The 23,804-nt window shown below is 61.3% G+C and carries 24 protein-coding genes; 15 read left to right on the top strand and 9 right to left on the bottom strand.

Annotated features, from left to right (window positions below; translation table 11 throughout):
- Positions 1-100: 100 nt before the first annotated feature.
- The 10 genes from P3T25_RS09535 (at position 101) to P3T25_RS09490 (ending at position 10,634) form a co-directional block, all read left to right on the top strand.
- On the top strand, positions 101-868 hold the full coding sequence (locus P3T25_RS09535; RefSeq protein ID WP_429357974.1) for a hypothetical protein: 768 nt from the start codon (positions 101-103) through the stop codon (positions 866-868).
- Positions 869-910: 42 nt separating this feature from the next.
- Complete coding sequence (locus tag P3T25_RS09530) at positions 911-2,128, top strand: DUF2252 domain-containing protein (protein ID WP_408517257.1); 1,218 nt, start codon at positions 911-913, stop codon at positions 2,126-2,128.
- A gap of 377 nt (positions 2,129-2,505) precedes the next feature.
- The gene (locus tag P3T25_RS09525) at positions 2,506-2,949 is read left to right on the top strand and encodes a hypothetical protein (protein WP_154560038.1); all 444 of its coding nucleotides are present in this window, start codon (positions 2,506-2,508) and stop codon (positions 2,947-2,949) included.
- A gap of 17 nt (positions 2,950-2,966) precedes the next feature.
- Entirely contained in the window at positions 2,967-3,392 is a 426-nt protein-coding gene (locus tag P3T25_RS09520) for a hypothetical protein (RefSeq protein ID WP_154560037.1), read from the top strand.
- 299 nt (positions 3,393-3,691) lie between these two features.
- Positions 3,692-5,107, top strand: a complete 1,416-nt coding sequence (locus P3T25_RS09515; protein ID WP_429357973.1) for a GH1 family beta-glucosidase — start codon at positions 3,692-3,694, stop codon at positions 5,105-5,107.
- A 63-nt stretch (positions 5,108-5,170) separates the two neighbouring features.
- A complete protein-coding gene (locus P3T25_RS09510; RefSeq protein ID WP_266241704.1) occupies positions 5,171-6,412 on the top strand; it encodes an ABC transporter substrate-binding protein in 1,242 nt (413 codons plus the stop codon).
- 9 nt (positions 6,413-6,421) lie between these two features.
- Positions 6,422-7,363, top strand: coding sequence for a carbohydrate ABC transporter permease (locus tag P3T25_RS09505; RefSeq protein ID WP_408517261.1), 942 nt, complete (start codon positions 6,422-6,424; stop codon positions 7,361-7,363).
- Positions 7,363-8,274 carry a carbohydrate ABC transporter permease gene (locus P3T25_RS09500; RefSeq protein ID WP_429357972.1) on the top strand — a complete coding sequence of 304 codons (912 nt, stop codon included), beginning with the start codon at positions 7,363-7,365 and terminating at the stop codon, positions 8,272-8,274. Before P3T25_RS09505 ends, P3T25_RS09500 begins: the two co-directional genes overlap by 1 nt.
- Positions 8,275-8,315: 41 nt before the next feature.
- Positions 8,316-9,524: an ABC transporter ATP-binding protein gene (locus P3T25_RS09495; RefSeq protein WP_429358046.1), complete on the top strand. Its 1,209-nt coding sequence runs from the start codon at positions 8,316-8,318 to the stop codon at positions 9,522-9,524.
- A gap of 48 nt (positions 9,525-9,572) precedes the next feature.
- Positions 9,573-10,634 carry a LacI family DNA-binding transcriptional regulator gene (locus P3T25_RS09490; RefSeq protein WP_429357971.1) on the top strand — a complete coding sequence of 354 codons (1,062 nt, stop codon included), beginning with the start codon at positions 9,573-9,575 and terminating at the stop codon, positions 10,632-10,634.
- Positions 10,635-10,708: 74 nt separating this feature from the next.
- On the opposite strand, the gene P3T25_RS09485 is transcribed toward P3T25_RS09490, so the two are convergent.
- The 5 genes from P3T25_RS09485 to P3T25_RS09465 form a co-directional block, all read right to left on the bottom strand.
- A complete protein-coding gene (locus P3T25_RS09485; RefSeq protein ID WP_429357970.1) occupies positions 10,709-11,566 on the bottom strand; it encodes a PA4780 family RIO1-like protein kinase in 858 nt (285 codons plus the stop codon).
- Positions 11,567-11,743: 177 nt separating this feature from the next.
- On the bottom strand, positions 11,744-12,058 hold the full coding sequence (locus P3T25_RS09480) for a HipA domain-containing protein (protein WP_429357969.1): 315 nt from the start codon (positions 12,056-12,058) through the stop codon (positions 11,744-11,746).
- Positions 11,974-12,711, bottom strand: coding sequence for a hypothetical protein (locus tag P3T25_RS09475; protein ID WP_429357968.1), 738 nt, complete (start codon positions 12,709-12,711; stop codon positions 11,974-11,976). The genes P3T25_RS09480 and P3T25_RS09475 overlap by 85 nt, the downstream gene beginning before the upstream one ends.
- On the bottom strand, positions 12,698-13,171 hold the full coding sequence (locus P3T25_RS09470; protein ID WP_408517265.1) for a helix-turn-helix transcriptional regulator: 474 nt from the start codon (positions 13,169-13,171) through the stop codon (positions 12,698-12,700). The genes P3T25_RS09475 and P3T25_RS09470 overlap by 14 nt, the downstream gene beginning before the upstream one ends.
- A 107-nt stretch (positions 13,172-13,278) precedes the next feature.
- Positions 13,279-14,187 carry a LysR family transcriptional regulator gene (locus P3T25_RS09465; RefSeq protein ID WP_429357967.1) on the bottom strand — a complete coding sequence of 303 codons (909 nt, stop codon included), beginning with the start codon at positions 14,185-14,187 and terminating at the stop codon, positions 13,279-13,281.
- A 124-nt stretch (positions 14,188-14,311) separates the two neighbouring features.
- On the opposite strand from P3T25_RS09465, the gene P3T25_RS09460 reads away from it, so the two are divergent.
- The 3 genes from P3T25_RS09460 (at position 14,312) to P3T25_RS09450 (ending at position 18,121) form a co-directional block, all read left to right on the top strand.
- Complete coding sequence (locus tag P3T25_RS09460; RefSeq protein ID WP_429357966.1) at positions 14,312-15,499, top strand: M20 aminoacylase family protein; 1,188 nt, start codon at positions 14,312-14,314, stop codon at positions 15,497-15,499.
- A 121-nt stretch (positions 15,500-15,620) separates the two neighbouring features.
- Entirely contained in the window at positions 15,621-16,799 is a 1,179-nt protein-coding gene (locus P3T25_RS09455) for a porin (protein ID WP_154560026.1), read from the top strand.
- A 14-nt stretch (positions 16,800-16,813) separates the two neighbouring features.
- A complete protein-coding gene (locus tag P3T25_RS09450; protein ID WP_266256620.1) occupies positions 16,814-18,121 on the top strand; it encodes an MFS transporter in 1,308 nt (435 codons plus the stop codon).
- A gap of 10 nt (positions 18,122-18,131) precedes the next feature.
- Here the strand turns inward: P3T25_RS09450 and P3T25_RS09445 are convergent, their stop codons facing one another.
- Positions 18,132-18,497, bottom strand: coding sequence for an antibiotic biosynthesis monooxygenase family protein (locus tag P3T25_RS09445; RefSeq protein WP_154560066.1), 366 nt, complete (start codon positions 18,495-18,497; stop codon positions 18,132-18,134).
- Between the two features lie 475 nt (positions 18,498-18,972).
- Here P3T25_RS09445 and P3T25_RS09440 point away from each other — a divergent pair, with 475 nt between their 5' ends.
- Complete coding sequence (locus P3T25_RS09440; RefSeq protein WP_266241685.1) at positions 18,973-20,685, top strand: SulP family inorganic anion transporter; 1,713 nt, start codon at positions 18,973-18,975, stop codon at positions 20,683-20,685.
- Positions 20,686-20,734: 49 nt separating this feature from the next.
- Here P3T25_RS09440 and P3T25_RS09435 read toward each other — a convergent pair whose 3' ends face one another.
- The 3 genes from P3T25_RS09435 to P3T25_RS09425 form a co-directional block, all read right to left on the bottom strand.
- Positions 20,735-21,094, bottom strand: coding sequence for a hypothetical protein (locus P3T25_RS09435; RefSeq protein WP_154560023.1), 360 nt, complete (start codon positions 21,092-21,094; stop codon positions 20,735-20,737).
- Positions 21,095-21,163: 69 nt separating this feature from the next.
- Positions 21,164-21,802, bottom strand: a complete 639-nt coding sequence (locus tag P3T25_RS09430; RefSeq protein WP_429357965.1) for a LysE family translocator — start codon at positions 21,800-21,802, stop codon at positions 21,164-21,166.
- A gap of 201 nt (positions 21,803-22,003) precedes the next feature.
- Positions 22,004-22,879, bottom strand: a complete 876-nt coding sequence (locus P3T25_RS09425) for a LysR family transcriptional regulator (protein WP_429357964.1) — start codon at positions 22,877-22,879, stop codon at positions 22,004-22,006.
- A gap of 155 nt (positions 22,880-23,034) precedes the next feature.
- On the opposite strand from P3T25_RS09425, the gene P3T25_RS09420 reads away from it, so the two are divergent.
- Positions 23,035-23,469, top strand: a complete 435-nt coding sequence (locus tag P3T25_RS09420) for a VOC family protein (protein WP_054038807.1) — start codon at positions 23,035-23,037, stop codon at positions 23,467-23,469.
- The last annotated feature ends 335 nt before the right edge of the window (positions 23,470-23,804 follow it).

The following is a 23,804-nucleotide window of genomic DNA, read 5'->3' as shown; positions in this document are numbered from 1 at the left end:
CCCATCCGCGCTGCGTCTTTTATGATGCAGTGGCCGTGCACGTTTTACCGCTGTCCAAAGCGTTCCCGCCAACAAAACTCTGATAAAAAAAACGCTCGCCATGCAGAAGCTCCTCGACTATCCGGCACTTGTCTTCATCATTTGCTTTGTTGCGATGTGGCTGTCGGCGCGCATCGGCGCGTCGCTGCTGCGGCGTTTCAGAAAGATCGACGAGGACGCACGCGACGACTTCAGCGTGATTCAGGCCGCCACGTTGACGCTGCTTGCGCTGATCATCGGTTTCACTTTTTCGATGGCGGTAGGCCGCTACGATCAACGCAAGAACTACGAGGAAGAGGAGGCGAATGCGATCGGCACCGAATACGTCCGCGCCGATCTGTTGCCCGCCGCCGATGCGGCGACCGTCCGCGGCTTGCTGAAAACCTATCTCGACGAACGGGTGCTGTTCTACACGACGCGCGACGCCGATGAACTCGCCAAAGTCAACGCCGAGACGTCGCGCCTGCAGGGCGCAATGTGGACTGCAGTGGAGAACGCCGCTGCCGCGCAGCCCACGCCAGTGGCCGCGCTCGCTGTCGCCGGAATGAACGACGTGCTCAATGCGCAGGGTTACACGCAGGCCGCGTGGTGGAATCGCATTCCTGTCGCGGCGTGGACACTGATGGTGCTGATCGCGGTGTGCGCCAATGTGCTGGTCGGCTACAGCGCACGTGGTTTGAAAGCGGGAGCCGGGTTGTTGCTGATCGTTCCGCTGATCGTGTCGCTATCGTTTATGCTGGTCGCCGATATCGACAGTCCGCGCGGCGGCGTGATTCGTGTGAAGCCACTCAATCTCCATGCGCTGGCGGATTCGTTCCGCTCGCGTTGAACCTGTACTGAACCCGCATCGAGTCGTATGAAGGAGAATCACATGTCCGATATCGCACAGACCATTGCCAGCTTCAATACCGGCCGCGATCCTGAACGGCTCGCGATGAAATACAAGCTCATGCGTGGCTCGCCGTTTGTGTTTCTGCGCGGCACCTGCCATCTGTTTTACGCGCGTCTGCCGCGCGACAAGGTGCTCGACGAAGCGCCCCCGGTGTGGATTTGCGGCGATATGCATGTGGAAAATTTCGGCAGTTACAAGGGCGACAACCGCCTCGTCTATTTCGACAACAACGATTTCGACGAAGCCTGTCTCGCGCCGAGTCTTTACGAACTGGTGCGGCTCCTCACGAGCGTGCTGGTCGGCGCGAGCGACCTCAAGCTGAGCCGCGCGCAGGCACTTGCGCTCTGCCACACCGCGGTCGATGCTTATAGCGCGGCGCTCGCCTTCGGCAAAGCACGCTGGATCGAAGCGGAGACGTCGACCGGCATGGTGCGCGATCTGTTCGACGCATTGGCGACTCGCAAGCGCGCCGAGTATCTCGACCGGCGCACCACGCTCAAGGGCAAGATCCGCGTGTTGAAAGTGGACGGCAAGAAAGCGCTGCCGGTCAGCGACAAAGCGCGCGCTGCAGTCACGGAGTTCATGCGTCAGTTCGCCGCCGGTCAACCCAATCCGGACTTCTATCGGATCATCGACGTGACGCGACGGATTGCCGGCACCGGTAGTCTGGGGGTGGACCGCTACGCGATCCTCGTCGAAGGCAAGGGCTCACCGGACGGCAACTATCTGCTCGATCTGAAAGAGGCGCTGCCTTCTTCGGTAACGCCGCATGTACGCACACCGCAGCCGAAGTGGCAGAGCGAGGCGCAGCGTGTGGTTGAAGTTCAGCGGCGCAATCAGGCGGTTTCGCAGGCGTTCCTGCATGCAGTCGATTTCAATCAGCGCTCGTATGTGCTGCGCAGCTTGCAGCCTTCGGAAGACCGTGTGACATTGAGCGACTGGGACGGCAAGCTACCGCGGCTCGAAGAAGTGGTCAACAGCATGGCCCAATTGAGCGCGTGGGCGCAGTTGCGCAGCGGCGGCCGGCAGAAGTCGTCGATTGCGGACGAGCTGATCGCGTTCGGCAATCGCAAGGATTGGCAATTGCCGTTGATTGAACTCGCGACGCAATGCGAGGCTCTCGTGAACGCCGACTGGAAAGCGTATTGCGAAGCTTATGATGGTGGTGCGTTTAATTTGCCGGCACAGAAGCCTTAACGGCGCGTCACGCTGGGCACTTAACGCGGTGCCCGGCGCGTTGTATCGCTTCTTTGGGGCGGCTGCCGCCGCACCCCGTCTTTTTCCTTCTGGCTGTCTCTGACCGGACCCCTCGGTCCCCGTCCATCTTCATGCAGGTTTGTCTCGCGTCACTGGACCCGTGTGCGGCCCTTCCACGTCCGGCGTTCCGATTTTCGTCGCGGGGATGTGGCAAAGACTCACAGACTCTTGCGTGGTTCCTTACGGACCTTGATGTCCACGTTGAAAGTGCCTGTTGCGTAGGCGCATGGATATCGCAATTTTAGGAATTGTCGGATAGTTGGGGTGGAATGCTCCTTATAGGGTGCTTGGGATTCAAACAAGTACAACCGCTAATCATGCAACGGCCATTGGTAAGCCACGAGCGTCTGCTTCTGCAGTTTCTTCTTACAGCGAACGAATCTTTTTATGGCGCTTACGTACTAAGGTGGAAAAATCAGGTTGAACGGTGCACGGTCCATGAGGTCAATGTGCCCTACTGTCTGGCCATCAGCCACGATGAAATCAGACTTTCAGGAGGCGGCTTCATTACGCTCGCGCGCGAGCTGGTTTGCGTTGACGAGGGCGTACCAGTGCTGATTTATGCTTGCGCGGTGGAGACGCAGTCAGGTTATGTCCTCAACTCTTTCGACATCGATCGTCTCGATGGGGAGCCTCTTGTGGCTTATCCCGACCCAGGCGATGGCCTCATGATCATGGAAGCCGGTAAACGCATAGGTGGGGCAGATTTGCGACATGTGTACAAGGAGTCGGATCTGCCACCGCGCTTTAAGCTTCCCTGAGATCGCAGGGAATATTGATGCGACGAACTCTTAAACCTCAAGAACGCCAACTGCTTGAGTTTCTTATATCCGTCAATGCGCCGCTCTACAGGACCGACGTAGCTCGCTGGATGGAGCAGATTCGAACCTGTACGGTTCGCGAAGTCAACGTTCAGTATTGCCTGTCGATCAGTCACGACGAGAAAAGCTATGGGGGTTGGGAAAACTCCAAGACGCTGGCACATGAATTGATAGCCGTCGACGAGGGAGTGCCGGTGCTTATTTACGCAATCGTCCATAACACCCAGGCAGGTTTCGTTTTGCACTCATTCAACATTGATCGCCTCGATGGAGAACCGCTTGTTAACTATCCTGAGGCAGGCGACGGGTTAATGATTGTCGAGCGAAACAAGAGGGTCGGTGGGGCAGATTTGTGCCATCTATATGGCGGATCGGGTTCGTAACTTGCCCCGTCATGTGACCAGTCAGCGTAACACCTGACTGTCGCAGCACAATTCACTTTAAATCGCTGGGCAGCACCAACAGCCTGTTGATTTAGGTTCACGCAATACCCGTATGCGCGGCGCATCGTGGCGCCGCGCATGCCAGCAAGTCCTCCAGACAAACCCTGATTGCTGCGTTCAATCCGCCACTGCTATCGTTCGCTGGTCTTTGTGGAAGCGCTTCCACTTTAGCTGCCAGGCAGCATTCACATCGAGTTTTGCCGTACCCGGTTCAATGACCTCAGCGCAGGAGAGAATCCGTGGCAAACGACGCATCCGTTGTATCCGACACCCTATCCCCAGCAGTTTCCAAGGGCTCGCTCGCCGATCTCTTCACCCCACCGGCGGACTCTACGCTGTGGCGCAAGAACTTCCTGCTTGGCGCCGCCACCGCTTCGTATCAGATCGAAGGCGCGGTGAATGAAGACGGCCGCCTGCCGTCGATCTGGGACACCTTCTCGGCGACGCCCGGCAAGGTGCTGGCCGGCGACACCGGCGCCGTCGCCTGCGATCACTATCATCGCTGGGAAGCGGACGTCGAGATGTTGGTCTCGCTCGGTCTCGAAGGCTATCGGCTCTCGATTGCGTGGCCACGCGTGATGGACGCGGCAGGCGTGCCCAATCGCAAAGGGCTCGACTTCTACAAGCGCCTCCTGAACCGTCTGAAAGAGAAGGGCATCACAACTTTCGCGACGCTCTATCACTGGGACCTTCCGCAGCATCTGGAAGATCGCGGCGGCTGGCTCAATCGCGAAACCGCTTACCGTTTCGCTGACTACGCCGACCTGATGAGCCGCGAACTGGCCGGCACGGTCGACGCATGGGCGACGCTCAACGAGCCGTGGTGCTCGGCGTATCTCGGCTACGGCAACGGCCACCACGCGCCGGGCCTCGCCGACGACCGCTTCGCGACGCAGGCGATGCATCACCTATTGCTCGCACACGGCCTCGCGGTGCCGGTATTGCGCGCCAACGATCCGGCTTCGCAGAAAGGTATCGTCGCCAACATCGGCCGCGGCACGCCCAATAGCGACAGCGCGGCGGATCAGCGCGCGGCGCATCTGTTCGAAGTCCAGCACAATGCCTGGATTCTCGATCCGCTGCTCAAGGGCGCGTATCCGCAAGACCTGTTCGAGCTGTGGCCAGGCACCGAGCCGCTGGTGCTCGACGGCGACATGGAAACCATTTCCGCGCCGCTCGATTTCCTCGGCATCAACTATTACTTCCGCACCAACGTCGCGAGCGACGGTGCGCATGGATTCCGGGACGTGCCGCTCGAAGGCGTCGAGCGCACGCAGATGGGCTGGGAGGTGTATCCCGATGGCTTGCGCGATCTGCTGACCGGTTTCAAGAAGACTTATCACAACCTGCCGCCGATCTACATCACCGAAAACGGCATGGCCTCGGATGATCAAGTGACCGACGGTCATGTGGAGGATACGCAGCGCATCTCGTTCCTCAAGCGCCATCTCGCAGCGGTCGATCAGGCGATCAAGGCCGGTGTGGATATTCGCGGTTATTTTCTGTGGTCGCTGATGGATAACTTCGAGTGGGCGTTTGGGTATGAGCGTCGCTTTGGTGTCGTACATGTCGACTACAGTACGCAGAAGCGCACGATCAAACGCAGCGCGGAGCTAGTGGCGAAATTCCTGAAGGAGCGTAAAGCAAGGGCTTAACGGCAGGTGAAGCTGGTTGGTATGTCGACTTGGAGCACGGGCGCAAAGCCCGGGGGAGACGGAATGCACAGCAGAAAAATGGTCTTGCGAGGCGTGGTTGCGGCACTGGTGTTATACGGCGTCGTCGCGCATGCGGCTGAACCGCTGAAAGCCAACGTGATCCACTGGTGGACCTCGGGCGGCGAATCCGCCGCGATCCGCCAGTTCGCCGATGCGTACAACAAGGCCGGTGGCCAGTGGGTCGACAACGCGGTGGCCGGCGCCGATCAGGCGCGCTCCACCGCGATCAACCGGATCGTCGGCGGCGATCCACCCACCGCCGCACAGTTCAATACCTCCAAGCAGTTTCACGACCTGATCGACCAGGGCCTGCTGAACAATGTCGATGACGTCGCCGCGAAAGAAAACTGGAACGGCGTGTTCCCGCAATCGATCATCGACAGCATCCGGGTGAAGGGTCACTACTACGCCGCGCCAGTCGATATTCACATGCCGGCCTGGTTCTTCTACTCGAAGCCGGTGTTCCAGAAGGCCGGCATTGCCGCCGAGCCGAAGAGCTATGACGAATTCCTCGCCGATCTCGGCAAGCTGAAAGCGGCAGGCGTGATTCCGCTCGCGCTCGGTGGTCAGCCGTGGCAGGAAAAGATCACGTTCGACGCGGTATTCGCCGACGTCGGCGGTCCCGATCTTTATCTGAAGGTGTACCGCGATCGCGACATGAACGCGGTCAAGTCGGATGCGTTCAAGAAAGTGCTCGCATCGTTCAAGCGCCTGCATGATTTCGTCGATGCGGGCTCGCCTGGGCGCAACTGGAACGATGCCACCGCGCTGGTGATTTCCGGCAAGGCGGGTGTGCAGATCATGGGCGACTGGGCCAAGGGTGAATTCTCGGCGGCCAACCAGACGGCCGGCAAGGACTTCGGCTGCTTCCCGGGTTTCGGTCCGCATTCGCCGTATCTGGTCGCGGGCGACGTATTCGTGTTTCCGAAAACCGACAACGCCAACGCGATCAAGGCGCAAAATCTGCTTGCCACGGTGATGACCTCGCCGGCCGCGCAAGTCGCATTCAGCGCGAAGAAAGGCTCGATTCCGATTCGCCCCGATGTGGACGCGAGCAGTCTCGACATCTGCGCGAAGGAGGGCATGGCGATCATGAAGGACAAGTCGCGTCAGTTGCCGAATCCGGAGATGCTGCTCTCGCCTGACACGCAGGGCGCGTTGATCGACGTCATCACGAACTTCTGGAACAAGAACCAGTCGGTCGACGATGCGCAGAAGGCGTTTGCCAGTGCATTGAAGAGCTAGGCGCTCGCCATGCACGCGCTCAAGCTGCCAGCCGCCGGCTCCAAGCCTCGCAAAGGGCCGCTGAAAAAGCCGCTAAAAAAGCGCTTGCCGATAGCGGCATGGCTAGCCTTGCTGCCGATGGTCCTGACCGTCGTGTTCGCGTATCTCGGCACGATGGTCTGGACCGCGCGCGTGTCCCTCAGCAACTCGCGTACGTTTCCTTCCGGCGACTTCGCGGGCCTCACGCAGTACACGCGGCTCTTCAATAACGACCGTTGGTTGCTGTCGCTGCAAAACATCGTGATCTACGGTGCGTGCTTTATTGTTGCATGCATGGTGATCGGCTTGCTGCTGGCGATCTTCATCGACCAACGCGTAGTGGCCGAAGGCGCGTTGCGCACGGTGTTTCTCTATCCGTATGCGATGTCGTTTGTCGCAACCGGTCTGGTCTGGCAGTGGATTCTGAATCCTGAGCTTGGTGCGCAGGCCGTGTTGCACAAGCTCGGTTTCGCGCATGCGCGCTTCGACTGGATCGTCGATCAGGACTGGGTGATCTACACCATCGTCATTGCGACGGTGTGGCAGGCGTCCGGTCTCGTGATGGCGCTGCTGCTGGCCGGCTTGCGCGGCATCGACGACGAACTGTGGAAAGCCGCGCGTATCGACGGGATTCCACGTTGGCGCGTGTACGCGAGCATCGTCGTGCCGATGCTCGGGCCTTCCCTGTCCACCGCCTTCGTGCTGCTCTTCGTGATGGTCGTGAAGCTTTACGACGCCGTGGTCGCGATGACGCAAGGCGGCCCCGGCACCGCGAGCGAAGTGCCGGCGAAGTTCATCATGGACTACCTGTTCGGCCGGGCCAATATCGGCCTCGCGTCGGCCGCGTCGATCGTGCTGCTGGCCACGGTGCTGGCGATTCTTGCGCCGTTCTTCTATGCCCGCAGCCGCGCTGCGTTGCGCAAGGAGGTGTGATGAACACGCTCAGTCCGCCGCTCAAAAGCGGCACGCCGAGCCGTACACGCCGGCGCCGCCATGCGTTTACACCCGCACGACTCGGCGTCTACGCGTTTCTGCTCACAGCGGCGCTGTCCTTCCTGCTGCCGTTGTACGTGATGCTCGTCACATCCGTGAAGCCCATGAGCGAGATTCGCCTCGGCAATCTGCTCGCGTTCCCCGCGCATTTCACACTCGACGCATGGAGCGCCGCGTGGCAATCCGCCTGTACGGGGCTCGATTGCAACGGCATCCAGGTCGGCTTCTGGAATTCGGTGCGTATCGTCGTACCTAGCACGGTGTTGTCGATCATGATCGGCGCGGTGAACGGCTATGCGCTGTCGTTCTGGCGGCCGCGCGGCGCAGGGTTGCTGTTCGGCGTGCTGCTGATGGGCGCCTTCATTCCCGTGCAGGTGATGGTCTATCCGCTCGTGCGTGTACTCGCGAGCGTGCATCTGTTCAGCTCGCTGCCGGGTATCGTGGTGATCCACACCATCTTCGGCATGCCGGTGATGACGCTGCTGTTTCGCAACTATTACGCGTCGATTCCGCAGGAGCTGTTCAAGGCGGCGCGCATCGACGGCGGTGGTTTCTGGCGCATCTTTTTGCAACTGATGCTGCCGATGTCCACGCCGATCATCGTCGTCGCGGTCATCATGCAGGTGACGGGCATCTGGAACGACTTCATTCTCGGCCTCGTGTTCGCCGGCACGAAAAACCTGCCGATGACGGTGCAATTGAACAACATCATCAATACGACGACTGGCGAGCGGCTCTATAACGTCAATATGGCGGCGACCATTCTGACCTCCATGGTGCCGCTTGCGGTCTACTTCATTTCGGGCCGCTGGTTTGTACGCGGCATTGCGTCCGGCGCCGTCAAGGGATAGGGCGATAAAGCATGGCAAACCTGGCGAATGTGGAAAACGCGATGGCAAATGTGGCGGTAGGTGCGGCGGTAAATGCGGCAGACTTGGCTACCCCGGCAGATGCGGCGAATGTCGGCCACGTGGCGGACACCGCGGGTCTGTCGAATCCGGCCAACGTATCGGTGCGCAATCTGAAGATCCGGCTCGGCGCGAATACGGTGATCGAGAATCTCGATCTCGATGTGCGAGCGGGTGAGTTCGTCGTGCTGCTTGGCCCATCGGGCTGCGGCAAATCCACCTTGCTACACAGCATCGCTGGTCTGATCGACGTGACCGACGGCAGCATCGAAATTGCGGGCGTTGACATGACCTGGGCCGACCCGAAAGATCGCCGTATCGCCTTGGTGTTTCAGTCGTATGCCTTGTATCCGACCATGAGTGTCGAGCGCAATCTGTCGTTTGCGTTACGTATCAACGGCACGCCGAAGGCGGAAATCGAGCGGCGTGTGGCGCGGGCGTCCGACATGCTGCAACTTGGCCCGTTGCTCAAGCGCAAGCCCGCGCAACTCTCCGGCGGGCAGCGGCAGCGGGTGGCGATCGGCCGTGCGATCGTGCGCGAGGCCGATGTGTTCCTGTTCGACGAGCCGCTCTCGAATCTCGACGCCAAATTGCGCACCGAATTGCGTCGCGAACTCAAGCAACTGCACCAGCGTCTGGGCGCGACGATGATCTACGTGACCCATGATCAGGTCGAAGCGATGACGCTTGCCACGCGTATGGCGGTGATGCGCGGCGGCGTGATCCAGCAGTTCGGCACGCCCGCCGAAGTCTATGCGCGGCCGAACAATCTGTTTGTCGCGACGTTTTTGGGCTCGCCCGCAATGAATGTGCTCAAGGGCACACTTGAGCCGCGCGACGGCGCGCTACACTTTTGTACAGCGCATTTGCGGCTCGATGTGTCGCACTATCCTTTCAAGAACCTGCCGACGGATCGTCTGTCTTGCGTACTCGGCGTACGGGCCGAAGACGTGCACGTGGGCGAGGGCTCAAGCGGTTCAAGCGGTTCAAACACAAAAATGAGCGAGCGCGCGAACATTTCACTGATCGAGCCGATGGGCAACCACCGTGTCATCTGGCTCGACTATCATGGAGTGCAAATCGCGTCGATCGACCAGACGAAGACACCGGTGGCGATAGGGGATGCCGCGGCGTTTTCGTTCGATGGCGCACATATTTCGCTGTTCGAGGAAGAAGGCGGTGCGCGTCTGTAGTGACGGGACGCAGCGTCGTTGAATACAGCAAGCTTGACGGAGAACCGCGTGGCAACACTCAAGGATGTCGCGGCACTGGCCGGCGTCGGCATGTCGACTGCGTCGCGAGCCATTTCCGGTAAGGGACCCATTTCAGCCGATGCCGCCGCGCGTGTGAAGGCCGCCATCGAAGCGCTGAATTTCCGGCCGTCGTCCATCGGCCGGGCCATGGCGACGCAGTCGCTCGGCATGGTTGGCATTTTCGTGCCGACTTTCTTCGGCTCTTACTACGGCACGATTCTCAAACAGACCGACACCGAACTGCGCGCGGTGCGCCGTCACGTGGTGGTGGCGACGGGTTGCGGGGAAGTGTCGCCGCGCGAGCAGGCGATCGAGGCGGTGCGTTTTCTGATCGGTCGGGATTGCGATGGCGTGGTGGTAATCAGCCACGATCTGCACGACGAAGATCTGGACATGCTGCATCGCATGCATCCAAAGATGGTGTTTCTGAATCGCGCGTTCGATCAGTTGCCTGAAGCGTCGTTTTGCGCGGATCATCGGCGCGGGGGTGAACTGGCGGCACGCACGCTGCTCGAACATGGGCATCGGGACATTGCGGTGATTTCCGGGCCGTTCAGCGCTTCGGACAATCACACCCGACTCGAAGGCTTCTTTGCCGAATTGTCGCGCAAAGGCATCGCGCGCGAGGACGTCACGCTGATCGAATCGGACTTCTCGCCGGAAGGCGGTTACGTTGCCGCGCAGAAGCTGCTCGATTCGAAGCGGCGCTTCACCGGCCTCTTTTGCGCGAACGACACGATGGCGGTGAGCGCGCTGGCGCGTTTCCACCAGGCGGGTATTGCCGTGCCGGACGAAGTCTCGGTGATCGGCTACGACGATGATTATTCGGCCGCGTATGCCGCGCCTGGACTCACCTCGGTGCATATCCCGACAGCGGAGTTGACGCAGAACGCCGTGCGCTGGCTGGTCAATCAGTGCTACCGGACCTCATGGGAGATCATCCGCGAGTTTCCGGTGAGCGTGACGATGCGGGAATCGGTGGGGCCGGCACCGGGTACGGCGGCTTCGTTGACCAGGGGCAAGGCGGCCAACTGCCGCATCGCGTCGTAGCCTCTTCGCGAAGCGGCACGCAGGTGCCGCTTATTGGTCGCTTACGTGTTGCGTAGGGGCTGCTTTGGCCCCGCTTACGTCCCGCTGCGCAGCGACTGCTCGTAGCGCAGGCGCGCTTCTTCGTCGAGGCGCGTGTCTTCAAGTTCCTGTAGTACGGCTTCGAGATCGATCGGCGTAGTGTCGAGTTCGACACGGCCGGTCAATTCGGCATCCACGTGCAAGGCGCCTGCTTCGTACAGCGACCAGATTTCCTTGCCGTAGCTCGTATCGAGCAATGCGGGCGCGAACTGGCCAAAATACGTGGCGAGGTTATTCACGTCGCGCTCGAGCATGGCCGGCGCTTCCAGATTGCCGGCGGCATCCACGGCTTGCGGCAGGTCGATGATCACCGGGCCGTCTGCCGCGAGCAGGATGTTGTATTCGGACAGGTCGCCGTGAATCATGCCGGCGCACAGCATGCGCACCACCTGGTTGAGCAGCAGCGCGTGCAGTTCGAACGCGCGTGCTTCGGTCATCTCGACATCGTTCAGACGCGGCGCGACGTTGCCGTCCGCATCGGTCACCAATTCCATCAGCAACACGCCGTCGGTGCAGATAAAAGGCTGCGGCACGCGCACGCCGGCGTTGGCGAGTTGGAACAGCGCATCGACTTCCGCGTTCTGCCACGCCTGTTCCTGCACTTCGCGGCCATAGCGGCTGCCCTTTTCCATGGCGCGCTGCTGGCGGCTGTTCTTGACCTTGCGGCCCTGCTGATAGGACGCGGCCTGGCGGAAACTGCGCTGTTTGGCGTCCTTATAGACCTTCGCGCAGCGCGTGGACTCGCCGCTGCGGACCACGTAGACGGTGGCTTCCTTGCCGCTCATCAACTGCGAGATGACTTCGTCGATCAGGCCCTCTTCGACCAGCGGGAGCAGACGTTTGGGTGTTTTCATGCGGCCACCGGAGCGCGGTGGGGGGCTGATCGGCCATGTGTGGCCGATTGCGAGGGGAGGTGCGGGATTCGGATCATGCCGGATTATAAAGGGTATGGAGACATGTGCCGGAACACGAGCGTCCAGGTGCCGGATGTGACTGGCACGGCTCGAACGTGTGGCCGCTATGCGAAGACATCACGCCTGAAATACAGACTCCATTCGCTGTATTTCGGGCCGGGACAGATTCAGCGCGGTGGCTTCTTCCCGCCACGTGTTGACGGCGTCTTGAACTTCCGCAACGACGCGGCGCGCGTCTGAGTCGTCGAGTCGATAAAACTCAGCGGTGTCGATCGCGGTTTCAAGATCCGGCAGGGCGCTCATACCGTCCAGCGTGAGCGCGTGTTCCCGCTTGCTCGGGTTTGGATTCATATCGAACGCTGGCGAGAGCCGCCAGCCCGAAGCCTCGCGAATGAAGCCGTGATTGCGCAGATGATCGTCCCGGTTTCCCACGCGCCGATGTCATAACGGTCGTCTTTCGCGGGGAATTTGGCGATCCAGAGATCATTACCCAGGCTGGTGAAGTTGGCTTTCGGGCGAGCGCCGCCGAGCGAGGTGCCAGGCGCGATCAGCATCGCGAGCCACTGCTCGTACTCGGGCAGTTTTTCGATATCTGCCTCTTCAATGCGCAGGCTGATATAGGCCAGGGTCGCGAGGTCGGTGACCGGCGGCGCGGCATCGGCGCTGTTGTCGAGAAAATGTCCGTCCACGTTCTGAAACCGCAGCGCGCCGACTCGTGTCAGGTCATGCACGCCCAGCAGGAAATCGATCTCCTGCAAATTACGCATGGGCCGGTCTTCGCGATCTGCCGCCGCGGCCTCGCGGCGCTCCATCAGCACGCGGCCCCGGCGATCCGGCGCCGAGTCCATGAAGACGCCGAATGCGGCGGACTTCGCAGGCGGATATTGCTCGTCGGTCCATAACTCGAGGCACGGGTCGAGCATGAATGCGTTACGCCCATCTACCCAGCTCTTCGCATAGGCAAAGGATGCCGGCAAGTCAGTGCGTGCAGTCTGGCGATACAAGGTGCCGACCTGCTGCCGGCTGCTCAGTTCGGTTGCGTCGAGGAATACCTTGAACGCATCGCGAGGTTTATTGCTGACCATCAGATTTCTTCGGGGGTTTTTTTGCCGGTTGCCCGGTTTTGACAGGAGCGGCACCGGGCGTGTTCGTCCGCGGTTTGCGCTGACCCGGCAACTTGAGATCCTGCAGCTTGCGGCCGAGTTCGTCGTCGCGGGCGATGGCGTCCATGTCCTTGTCGAGACCCAACACGCGAAGCGCCCGCATATAGGTGCCGAGCGCAATATTCGGATCGCCTTTCTCGAGGCGGCTCAGCGTGTCGCGCGAAATGCCCAGCCTTTCAGCGAACAGAACGGTCGTGAGTTCACGTCGCAGGCGGGCGAGTTTCAGCCGTTCGCCGAGCGCACGCATCTGCTTCTCGACCGACGGAAAGGGACGTTGAAAGGTACGGGGCATGTCCGATAGATTAGGCAAATATGAAGAGTATGTCAAAAGTATCGGACAAATTTGCTGAATCAGGGGGCTAGGTGTATTGATCTGGTCCAAAATTTCTGAGATTCGTACGATACTTTAGGCAGTTAATGTAATTTAGCCTGAAGTATCGTACAAAATAGGGCGGTCAATGGTCGGTGCAACCGCTCCAAACCCGCTCCCTACGCCACTGGTCTCTTCAACAACGGCTCGATCGCCTGCTCGATGCAGTGGACGAAATATTCCGCCGGCCGCGTCAGTTGGGACTCCTGCGGCGACAGCAGATACAACTGCAACGGCGGCGGCGCGACCGGCAGCGCGAGACGCACGAAGCTCTGCCCGAGCGCGGTTTCTTCGAGCGAATGCGTGGTCCACGCGAAGATCGCGTCGGTGCTGATGGTCAGGCTGTAAAACAGCGCGTACGACGTGCAGCGCGTGATTCGCCGGGGTGACGTGAGCCCGGCGCATTCGAACATCGCGCGGATAAAGCCCGGGTACTTGTCCGTCACGTCAGTGTGAATCCACTCGGCTTCCTGTACCGCCTCGAGCGACGCCGCGTCCGCATAGGGACTCTGCGCGCGCGTCACGAATACGGTTTCGAACGAGACCATCCGCTTTACGCTGCCCAGATCGCTCACCGGTCGCGCGAACGCGGCGAACGCCAGATCCAGCGTGCGATTGCGAAGTTGCTCATGCAACTGGTTGAAACCCAGCTCGCGAAACTCCAGCGTCACCATCGGCCAGCGTTTGCGAAATTCGACGAAGGCCTCGGCAAGTCCCGTGGTGCCGACAATCGGCGTGATGCCGATCACCAGGCTGCCGTCGCGCAGCCCCTTCAGATGCGCCATATCCTCCTCGGCGCGCTCCATCTCGCGCACCACGGTGCGCGCCCGGCTCACCAGCGCCGCGCCTTCGGCCGTGGGCACGACGCCCCACGGGTTGCGCTCCAGCAGCCGCACGCCGAATTCCGTTTCCAGTTCCCGCACCGCCTTCGTGATGGCCGGTTGCGTCACGAACAGCGCTTTGGCCGCGCCGTTGATGCTGCCGGTCGAGGCAATCGCAACCAGTGCTCGCAGATGATGGATTTTCATGATGCGGAATATAGCACTGGCAGTTATGCGCATCAAAATTTGTGCTTATTTGTTTTCGGGCCGGATCTTTACGCTTTGCTTCGACGGTTGCGAAACGACAGCCGGCTTAATCGGAGCACAACGAATGACGCAATCTTTTCCCCAGCTTCTCGCCGAACTGCGCGAGACCGAACACGAATTCTTTGCGATTCGCCGCGACATCCATGCGCATCCTGAACTCGGCTTTGCTGAAACGCGCACCGCCGAACTGGTCGCACGCAAGCTCGCGGAGTGGGGCTATGAAGTGACAACGGGTGTCGGCGGCACGGGCGTGGTCGGCCAACTGCGGCGCGGCACGTCGAGCCGAACGCTCGGACTGCGCGCCGACATGGACGCGCTGCCGATCCAGGAAGCCACCGGCCTGCCGTACGCGAGCACCGTCGCGCAGACCATGCATGCGTGCGGCCACGACGGCCACACCGCGATCCTGCTGGCCGCCGCGCACCGCGTCGCTAGCCGGGGCGAAATCGACGGCACGCTGAACGTGATCTTCCAGCCCGCGGAAGAGGGCCTGGGCGGCGCCTCGAAGATGATCGAGGACGGTCTTTTCGCGCGCTTTCCCTGCGACCAGGTGTTCGCGCTGCACAACGCGCCCGGCCTGCCGGTCGGCCATTTCGCACTGCGCCACGGCTGCATGATGGCGTCGTCCGATTCGGTGACGATCACCGTGACCGGCAAAGGTACGCACGGCGCGATGCCTCAGTTGGGCTGCGATCCGATCGTCGCGGCGGCCAGCATCGTGCTGGCCTTGCAATCGATCGTCGCGCGCAACATCGAGCCGACCCGTGCGGCAGTGGTGACGGTCGGTGCGATCCACGCCGGTAGCGCACCCAACGTGATCCCCGAAACGGCGACGCTGAAACTCTCGGTGCGCGCGCTCGATTCGCAAACGCGCGACCTGGTCGAAGCGCGGATCCGCAGCATCGCGCAGTTACAGGCGCAAACCTACGGCGCCTCGGCTGAAGTCGACTACCAGCAGATCTCCCGCCCGCTCGTCAATCATCGCGGCGCGGCCGACCTCGCGATCGAAACCATCGAGGCCCTGGCCGGCCCGGCGGGCTACACGCTCATGCCCGATGCGGTAATGGGCAGCGAAGACTTTTCGTGGATGACCGAAATGGTGCCGGGCTGTTACGTGGTGCTCGGCAACGGCGTCGACTCGAAGGGCGGCTGCGCGGTCCACAACCCGGCATACGACTTCAACGACGCGGCGATCAGTTGGGGGGCCGCTTACTTCGTCGGACTTGCCGAGCGCTGTTTGAGCATGCTCTGAGCGCTACCTGAGCACGGTCCACTCGCCGGGTTTCGATCCGGCGTCCAGTGCGCTGGAATCTTCAGTTCCGTCTTGCACTTCATTTCTAGACATCATTTGCACGCGAGGAGTAGGGAGACCCATGAAAAAATGCATCGCAATGAGCGCGGCACTGCTGACGCTCGGAACGGGGACAGCGGACGCCGAGCCGTATCAGATGACTTTGCTGAGCGCACTGCCGGAGTTCAACGGCAGCCTGCGCGAAGGCGTGGCGCTGTATGGGTCGGTCGATATGGGCATCAACTATCAGACCGTGGGCGGCAAGTCGCTGGTGCAGACCCAGAGCGGTGGCGAATGGACGTCGAAATTCGGCCTCTTCGGACGGGAAGATCTGGGCGGAGGCCTGCGTGCCGAATTCAATCTGGAAAGCGGCTTTCTCGCCAATAGCGGCGCCATGCAGGACAACACCTCGTTCCTCAATCGCCAGGCATGGGTGGGGCTGAACTCGTCGACTTATGGGCGAGTGCGTTTCGGCAAACAGATCGGCACGGGCTTGCCGCTCTTCGTCGACGTGTTCGGCACGGTGGGCACCAATTCGGCCTACACGTGGCTCGGCACCGCTGTCGTGCAAACGTCGAAGGGTTTCGGTTACAACAGCGACCTCGGCGCCGGCGCGACGCAACTGCCCGCGCGGGTGAATAACGCGATCACGTACCTGTCGCCGAGTTTTGCGGGCTTCAGCACGGAACTGATGTACGCGCCGAGCAATGTGGCCGGGCAGTCGCCGACAGCGGCGGCGCAGGGCGCGCTGCTGCAGTGGTATGACGGCACGACTTACGTGACGGGCACCTACAACCAGGTGTGGGGCGCGACCGGAACAGGCGGCACGAGCACCGTGCGTAACGATCTGTACGGTTTTGGCGTGGTGTATGACACCGGCAAGATCGTGCTGTCCGGCGCGTTCAACCAGTACGCGCCGAAGCTCGCCAACGACGGCATCGCGCGCGTCTATACGCTCGGCACGATCTGGCCGGTCGGGCGCAATGCGTTCCGCGCTTCGGTGGTGTATCGCGATACGTCCGGCGTGCATGACCCGGCAAATAATCCCGCGAAAGATTCGGCATTCGGCGTAATGCTCGGGTACGACTACACCCTTTCCAAACGCACAGGGCTCTACGCGCGCGCCGGCTTCATCCGTAACTACGGTATTTCCACCGTACTGCTGAACAATAATCCGCTGCCGACGCAAACCGGTAGCACCGCACCGGAACTCGGCACGACGCCGGTCACCGTGTCGCTGGGCATGTATCACAACTTCTAGGCGTGAGTCTCCCGATGAATGCAATCCAACACACCGCTAGTGCTGTCGCGACCGAGGCGACCGACGTGAAAGAGCGGCACGCGTCGCGCCGGACTGTCTTCGCCGCGGCGCTCGGCAACGGCCTGGAGTTCTTCGACTTCACGGTCTATAGCTTCTTCGCCGCGCTGATCGGCAAGCTGTTCTTTCCGGCCGGCGGCGACGTGGGCGCGCTGATGATGTCGCTCGCAACCTTCGGCGTCGGCTTCGTCGTGCGGCCGCTCGGCAGCATCGTGATCGGCGCGTATGCCGACCGCGCGGGCCGCAAGCAGGCCCTCGTGCTCACCGTTTCGCTGATGGCGCTCGGCACGGGCATGATCGGCCTTGCGCCGACTTACGCGACGATCGGTCTGGCGGCGCCGGCGATCATCGTGCTGGGCCGTTTGCTGCAAGGCTTTTCGGCGGGCGGAGAAGTGGGCGCGGCGACCACCTTGCTGATGGAGTCGGGCAGCGCGGGGCAGCGAGGTTCGCTGGTGAGCTGGCAGATGGCCTCGCAGGGCGGCGCGGCGCTTGCCGGCGCGCTGGTGGCGGCGACGCTCTCGCGCAGCCTCTCGCACGAGGCATTGCTTGCCTGGGGATGGCGTGTGCCGTTTCTGATCGGGCTTTTGATCGGTCCGGTCGGTTTCTATCTGCGCAAACATCTGGACGAGACCTTGCCTGCCGCGCAATCAGCGAAAACGGCCCGGCCCGACGCGGCCCGGCCGAAGGCTCGCATCGAATGGCGGCAGATCGTGGCAGGTACGATGCTGGTGATCGGCGGCACTTCGTCGATGTACGTGATCGTGTTTTTCCTGCCGTCGTTCCTGACGATGACGACCGGCATGCCGGCCGCTGTTTCGCTACTGGCCGGTTGCACGGCGGGCCTCGTGTTGCTGATCGGCTCGCCGTTCGCCGGCCGTCTCGCCGACCGCATGCCGCGTCGCAAGACTTTGCTGTACGCGGTGTCGGTGGTGTCGCTGATGGTGCTGCTGCCGGCGTTTTACGCGATCAAAACCTGGCCGTCGATCTACACGGTGGTACTGGTCGTGTTCGTGCTGATCGGTTTGATGACGCTTTCGAGTCCAGCGGGTTTCGTGCTGATTCTCGAAGCGTTCAAACCGGACGTGCGGGCGACCTCGCTCGGCATCATCTATGCGTTGGGCGTGACGATTTTCGGCGGCTTCGCACAGTTGATCGTCAGCGCGTTGTGGCGCATGTCCGGTAGTTTTTACGCGCCGGCATGGTACGTACTGGCGTGCGGACTGGTGAGTTTCGCCGGCGTGGTGCTGTTCAAGGAAGCGAAATAGGGCTGCACTTTCATGGTGCGGGCGATGTGGCTTGGGCAAGCGGTCCATCTTGGACCTGATGGGCCGCTGCAGGATGCGCAAACCCTGCATCGCCGTAAGTGCGCAGCACCTCGGAGATGATCACCTGATACCCATCGAGCCAGTTCGCCTGCGCCGCTTTCGCTTCCAGATGTGCGGGGTGCTGCATCAACGCCTGCAATGCGTCGAGCGAGGCCCAGTAGTACACATTCGACGTCAGTCCAGTCGACGCGTTTTCCCACGCCTCTTCGCCGAGATAACCGGGAATGGCCTTGGCGGCGGTGGCAATGGTCTCGTCGAGCCGGTAGAAGCGTTCGTCTAATTGTCTCGTCGCGAAGATGAAAGTTGACGTGTACATGGCGTAATCGGTTTGTAGGTGGGCGAACGTTTGCGCATCATAGCGCACGGTATCAAGCGCGTATTTTTTCACATTATTTGCCGCGTTTTCAGGGGTTTTTTCACGCGCCACCTACCGCCCGGCAGTAACGGTGTTGTAATAGTCCGCAACAGTGTTTTGCGTTTTCCCTCATTCATTTCGCACGGCAATCGCTTAAACTTGGCAGTAACAATTTGTTACGGGGTGCGAGATGTTGGCCGTGTTCATCATCGCCTGTCCGATCTGCATCGCCGCGCTGTTCGGTTTCGCGCGGCACGTGGATCCGCTGACAGGGCAGTTCAGGCGTTAGACCCAAAATGGGGCAGTTTCGGCAGGGGTGTTCAAGCCATTGCTGGTTTTAACCATTCTCTTTCGCCGATCAAAGCCTCAACCCTTGCCTTGGCATGCCGAGTCACGGCACGATGCGCGATAACCTAAGTTTGGGGCACTATCGCGTATGCGAGATTTTCTGACAAACATCACGACGCGCCTTGGCGTTTTGAAGGGCGTGCTTCCTTTGAGCCGTGCCGCGGCGGCGCGCGATGCGCTGGCCGGCGTGCAGCTTGCGTCGATGGATATTCCGCAAGTGCTCGGCTATGCGCGCATTGCCGGCATGCCGGCCGTTACCGGTCTTTACACTGTCTTTCTGCCGCTTATCGCGTTTGCGTTCTTCGGCGCCTCGCGGCACCTCGTCGTGGCAGCCGACTCCGCCACCGCAACCATTTTTGCGAGCCGCCTCTCGACCATGGCGCCGGCGTCGAGCGCGGAATATGCGGCGCTCGCCGGGATGGTCGCCTTGCTCACTGCCGCGCTTCTGCTTATCGCGCGGATCTTCAAGCTCGGTTTTCTCGCTGACTTTCTCTCGCGCACGGTGCTGGTCGGCTTCCTCGCCGGTGTCGGCGTGCAGGTCGGCATCGCCATGCTGGGCGACATGTTCGGCGTCCCCGGACATGCCGCACGCAGCATCGATCAACTCGCGCTCGTGGTGCGCGAGTCGGCGCAGATCAATCTGCCGACGCTCGCTATTTCCGCGCTGGTGGTGATCTCCATTCTGGTTTTCAAGCGTTTTTCGCCACGCCTGCCGGTGCCGTTGATCGCGGTGGTGGCGGGTATTGCCGCAAGCGATATTTACGGTTTCGCTGCCCACGGCATTTCTGTATTGGGGCCGGTCGCAGGGGGACTGCCGCCGCTCCGTATGCCATCGGTCACGTGGCAGCAATTACTCGAACTGCTGCCGGTCTCCGCCTCGTGCTTCGTGATGATCGTCGCGCAAAGCGCCGCCGCGAGCCGCGTATTTGCCGAGCGCTATCACGAGACGGTCGATACCAATGCCGACCTGCTGGGTATCGCCGCCGCCAACGCCGCGGCGGCATTTTCCGGCGCCTTCGTGGTGAACGGCAGTCCGACGCAAACCGCCATGGCCGATCGCGCCGGCACGCGCAGCCAGTTCGCGCAGGTCGTTTTCGCGGTGGTGGTGGTCGTGGTGCTGCTGTTTTTCAGTGGTTATTTGCAGTACCTGCCGCACTGCATTCTGGCCAGCATTGTGTTTACGATCGCCATCGGCCTGATCAATCTGAAGACGTTGTTTTCGATCCGCCACGAAAGTCCCGGTGAATTCACGCTGGCCGTGTTTACCGCAGCGGCGGTGGTGCTGATCGGTGTCGAGCACGGCATTCTGGTGGCGGTGGCGTTATCGCTGCTGCGGCATGTGCGGCATAGTTACCGGCCGCACACCATGGTCCTCGTGCCCGGCGAAGGCGGCATCTGGGTGCCGGTGCCGGCCGCGCCCGGAATCCAGACCGGGCCGGGACTGATCGTCTATCGCTTCGGCGCCGATCTGTTCTACGCGAACGACCACTTTTTCGTCGACGATGCCCGCAGCCTGATCGATCATGCGCCGAGCGCGGTGCGCTGGTTCGTGATCGATTCCGGCGCGATCACCGACCTCGACTACTCGGCGGCGCGTTCGGTCGGCGAGTTGTGCGAGATGCTCAAGCGTAGCGGCGTCGAAGTGATTTTTGCGCGCGTGAATCAGTATCTGCGCTCGGATATGGACCGGCATGGCATCACGCCGATCGTCGGCGCAAACTGCATTTTCAGCACCTTGCATGACGCGCTGCGCCTGGCAGGCGTGGAGCAGCCCGGTACGCAGGTCAAAGCCGCGTCGTAGTCGTCATTTGGGTCTGTTTGGTCTGTTTGGCCAGACGTGGTGGATTGCTTCAGACCTGCGGCTCTTCATCGGCAAAGAAGTAGCCGATAAAAAAGCACGCGCCCGCGAGCAGGGCGCCGAGTACGGCCACCGTGTAGGCGAGCGCGGTACCGTGCCAAAGACTGTCGAACCACTGATGAAGCTGCGCCATCACCACCGCCGCGTTGCCGCCAATGCGCTGCAATTCGATCTGATAGCGCGGGTCTGCGATGCTGTACATCGAGACGGCGCTGTCTGGCGCTGGCGCCATGGCATAGATGATCGCCGCGGCGATCAAACCGGCGAGCAGCACGACGGCGCCCGCCAGATAAAGCCGTTTTTGCAAGGACGAGCGCTTTGCTGCCGGATTCAGGTCATTGCCACCGCTCATCGTGTTCGTGTGTCCGCTCGTGTCATCAGGGTGACAGTATCGCAGAGCGGGCGCACCCCGAAGGCGCGGCTAGCTTTTCGACGTCAGCAGCTTGATCCCGGCAATGCCGAACATGATCGCGAGCGACCCGTCCAGCCAGCGACGGATCTCGACGTAAATGCGCCGTGCGGACGCGGTTGAAAACAGCACCGCGTAGCTGCTGAACACGGATACGCCGATAACCATGCAGCCGAGCACCACCGGCGCGGTGTGCGACGTGCCGCCTGCGGGCGACATAGCCAGCGAAACGATCGAGAGCCACACCAGAATCGCTTTCGGATTGGTGAGATGCAGCAGCAGGCCGCGCAGATAGAGCCGTTTGAGCGGTTCGCCTTCGCGTGCGGTATTCGTCGGCAGCTCTTCCGCGCTGAATGCTGAGCGCGCGGATTTGAAGCCGAGCCACAGCAGATAGAGTCCGCCGGCAATCTTGATCGCCACCAGACATTCGGAGTAAGTGGCGAGTACCGCCGACAAACCCAGCGACGCCAGCAACGCCCAGAAGAACGAACCGGACACCACGCCGAGCGCGAAGGTGAGCGCGGATTTTCTGCCGGCGCTCATCGCCAGCGACATGATCGCGAGATTGCTCGGCCCCGGACTCGCCGTGCCGACGAAGTAGGCGCTGTAAGCGATCAGGACATCGGCGGTGAGGAAGGAACTGGCGGTCATGGGCGTGTGAACCTCGGCGGCGGGCAAACTGCGCCGCTCGTTGCGGCACGGGGGAATCGCATGGATCGATGCGCGAACAACGATTCTGCTCGCCCACGCGCGAATCTCACAGATACAGTTGATGGCCTGTGCGGCGGCACAATCGGGTGTTTGTGGGGCAACTCCGGCGGGCAGTGAGCCGCCGCAGCCAACTCAGCCAGCTCACGACTCCGCCGCCGTTTCGATGCAATCCGCCAGAGCCCCCGCCACCGCCTGCCGGCTATGCCGTGGACGCTGCACGAGCCCGATTTCACGGTGAAACGTCGCGTCGCCGAGTTCGAGCGCGGTGACATTGGTGGGCCACTTGCCCAATCCCGCCGTATTCGGAATCAGTGCCACGCCGATGCCGCGCGCGACGAATTGCGCGATACCCTGCAACTCGTCGAGTTCAATCACGTCGTGCACGTTCAGCCGCGCGCGCCGCAGAAAGCGGTCCACCAGCCTGCCGCCGAACGATCCGCGGTCGTAGCGGATGAACGGTTCGCTCCTGAGCAGCTCGCGCCAGGACGGCGTGCCACGCGCGAGCGCCTTGGGCACCAGCAGCACGAACGGTTCGGTGACGAGCGTGCGCCATTCGAGTTCGGACGGCAGCGCGAACGGCGGTTTGATGATAACTGCGAGATCGAGCTCACCCGAGTCCACCTGCCCGAGCAGTCCCAGCGACACGCCGGGCACCACGCGAATCCGCCAGCCGGGACGGTCGTCGCGAAAGCGGGCCAGCGCGTCGGCGAGAAACGACACCTGCGCGGACGCGATCGCGCCGACCCGCAGCATCCCGCTTTCGGCGGCACCCGCGCCGCGTTCCGAGAGCCGTGCATAGAGCGTCATCATTTCTTCGGCGAGCGCGAGCGTTTCGCGGCCGGCGTCGTTGAGCGTGGCGGAGCGGCCCGTGCGGTCGAACAGCGCGAAACCGAGTTCCTGTTCGAGCCGCTGCATTTGCGCGCTCACGGCGGATTGCGTCAGGCCGATGCGCGCGCCGGCAGCGGAAAACGTGCCGTATTGGCTGACGGCTATAAATGTTCTGAGTTCGCTGAGCATCGTTGATTGATCGATTTTGGTGTTGGTCAGATCAAATATATATCGTTTTTCACCATTTTTAATCATGGTTAGAATTTGCCTCACGCGTGCGCCTTTCCGGGCCACTTCATTGACCGACACACGAGCCCCCTTTACTTTCTGCGAGTTTTCCAACCATGAGCGTTGCCGACACCGTTTTGCCGCCGTTCCATCTGGCGTTTCCCGTGCATAGCCTCGCCGCGGCCCGCGAGTTCTATGGCGAGCTGCTCGGCTGTCCGGAAGGGCGTAGCTCTCCGGATTGGGTCGACTTCAACTTCTATGGCCATCAGATCGTCGCGCACCTCGCACCCGAGGAAATCGGCCACCGTCAGACCAGCAAGGTCGACGGCGACGCGGTGCCGGTGCGCCACTTTGGCGCGGTGCTCTCGATGGCGCAATGGCAGGCCGCCGCGGACAAGCTGCAAAAGGCCGGCATCGACTTCATCATCGAGCCGCATGTGCGCTTCAAGGGCGAGGTCGGCGAACAGGCGACGATGTTCTTCCTCGATCCGTCGGGCAACGCGTTGGAGTTCAAGGCGTTTGCCGATATGTCGTCGTTGTTTGCGAAGTGAAGTGATGTAGGTGCGAGGGCGCCGGCGGCACACGCCGGCGCTTCGAAACGAAAAGGCCGGTCAACAATCGTGTTGACCGGCCTTTTTTTGCCTGGCGCCAAAGCTCGGCAATTCACCCGCCGCGCCGGAATGAACCCCAGAATCGCCGCCGGAGCGTAGCGTATTTGCTTTGCGCAATTTATTCTGAAGGCATGTCTCGCGGCAGTTCGGCGAGACATGCATTTAGCAATACCCTTAAAAGAGCTTATCTACCGCTCATCAAACGTTTGCACATCATGATGTTGCGGGCGTTTGAAGCGCTGTCTATCCTTACATTAGCCTTCCTGACAATTTAG

The sequence above is a fragment of the Paraburkholderia sp. GAS32 genome (assembly GCF_050434225.1).
GTDB classification, from domain to species: domain Bacteria; phylum Pseudomonadota; class Gammaproteobacteria; order Burkholderiales; family Burkholderiaceae; genus Paraburkholderia; species Paraburkholderia madseniana.
The sequence above is the reverse complement of the archived record's forward strand: the minus strand, read 5'-3'. Positions and strand labels throughout refer to the sequence as shown.